The organism is Ferruginibacter sp. HRS2-29, from assembly GCF_024343615.1.
In the GTDB taxonomy this organism is placed as follows: Bacteria; Bacteroidota; Bacteroidia; order Chitinophagales; family Chitinophagaceae; genus Ferruginibacter.
The window spans coordinates 1-1478 of record NZ_RJUB01000089.1 but is presented as its reverse complement, the minus strand read 5'-3'; the positions used below and the strand labels follow the sequence as shown (position 1 = coordinate 1478).

The window sequence follows — 1478 nt, the reverse complement described above, 5'->3', positions numbered from 1 at the left end:
ATGCCGCTCCATCAGCACCGGCTGCAGCCACGGCTACAGTCACCCAACCTACCTGTGCCACTCCAACCGGAACGATCGTAATTACGGCACCAACCGGCACCGGCCTGGAATACAGTATCAACGGAACCACTTTCCAGACAAGCACCACATTTGCCGGTCTTGCACCAAATACTTACACGATTACACTACGTAACGCCGCAGGCTGTACTTCCACTGCTACCGCAACCGTAAATGCGGTTCCAGCGAGCCCGCTGGCTCCGGTAGTCACGTCACCGGTGACCTATTGCCTCAACGCGACCGCGGTTGCATTGACTGCTACAGGCTCTAACCTTTTATGGTATGCCGGCGCAACAGGCGGAACTGGTTCGGCCACAGCGCCCGTACCTGCCACCAATACTGCCGGAAGCATCAACTATTTTGTATCCCAATCGAACGGTGGATGTGAAAGTCCGCGTGCACAGATAACTGTAACAGTAACAGATATCACTGTTGCAGCGATCACCGGTAACACTTCCATTTGCGCAGCAGGAGCCAACAGCACCACACTTGCCAACCCAACCGCAGGCGGCACCTGGAGCAGCAGCAATACGGCTGTTGCAACAGTAAGTAATACCGGAGTGGTAACCGGTATAAGCGCCGGTAATACCACCATCAGTTATACAGTAACCAGCGGAAGTTGCAGCAAAGCAGTTACCACGGTGGTTACGGTAAATGATTTTACCCTAAACCTTACTGCATCAGCCACTACGGTGCCGCAAGGCAATGCATTTACGCTCAGCACATCGGCAGGTACCAACTACCAGGTGACCGCCTGGTTGCCGCTGGCGACATTTACTAACCAGACTTCATTAACGCAAGCGCTGGTTGCTTCGGCAAATGCTACTTATCGTGCAGTGGCATTGTCGGCTGCGGGTTGTATCGATACAGCTTCTGTGAGCATCATCGTATCAGCTCCGGAAAAACACGAGGTATTTGTGCCGAATGTTTTTACTCCAAACGGCGATGGTAAAAACGATGTGTTGAAAGTGTACAGCACTACCCTGAAGAGTATGGAGTTCAGCATCTTCAACCAATGGGGCGAAATGATCTTCCGCACTAGCAACATCAACGGAGGATGGGATGGCACTGCAAAAGGTAAACTGCAACCGGGTACAGTATATATATATGTACTCAAAGCAGTCATGCTCGACAACAGCATCATCAACAAAAAAGGTTCAGTGACTTTATTAAGATAAGCAAATGAAAAAATTATACAGCCTGCTGGCTACACTCGCTTTCACAGCATTGCTGGCACCTGCCGCAAAATGCCAGGTAGATCCGCATACATCACAGTATTACATGTACCCGCTATACCTCAATCCTGCCATGGCCGGGTTGATCAATGGCGATTACAGGGTGGCGGCTACCTACAGAAATCAATGGGCAAGCATTACCGATGCCTTTTCCACCACCGGGCTTACTGCCGATATCAACACCGA

At 50.9% G+C, this 1478-nt stretch carries 2 protein-coding genes; both read left to right on the top strand.

What is annotated here, in order from left to right:
- Window positions 1-1235: gliding motility-associated C-terminal domain-containing protein (locus EGI32_RS11145; protein WP_255155446.1), on the top strand; the 1235-nt coding region annotated here is incomplete at its 5' end.
- Between the two features lie 4 nt (window positions 1236-1239).
- On the top strand, window positions 1240-1478 hold a 239-nt coding region (locus EGI32_RS11140; RefSeq protein WP_255155445.1), incomplete at its 3' end, for a type IX secretion system membrane protein PorP/SprF.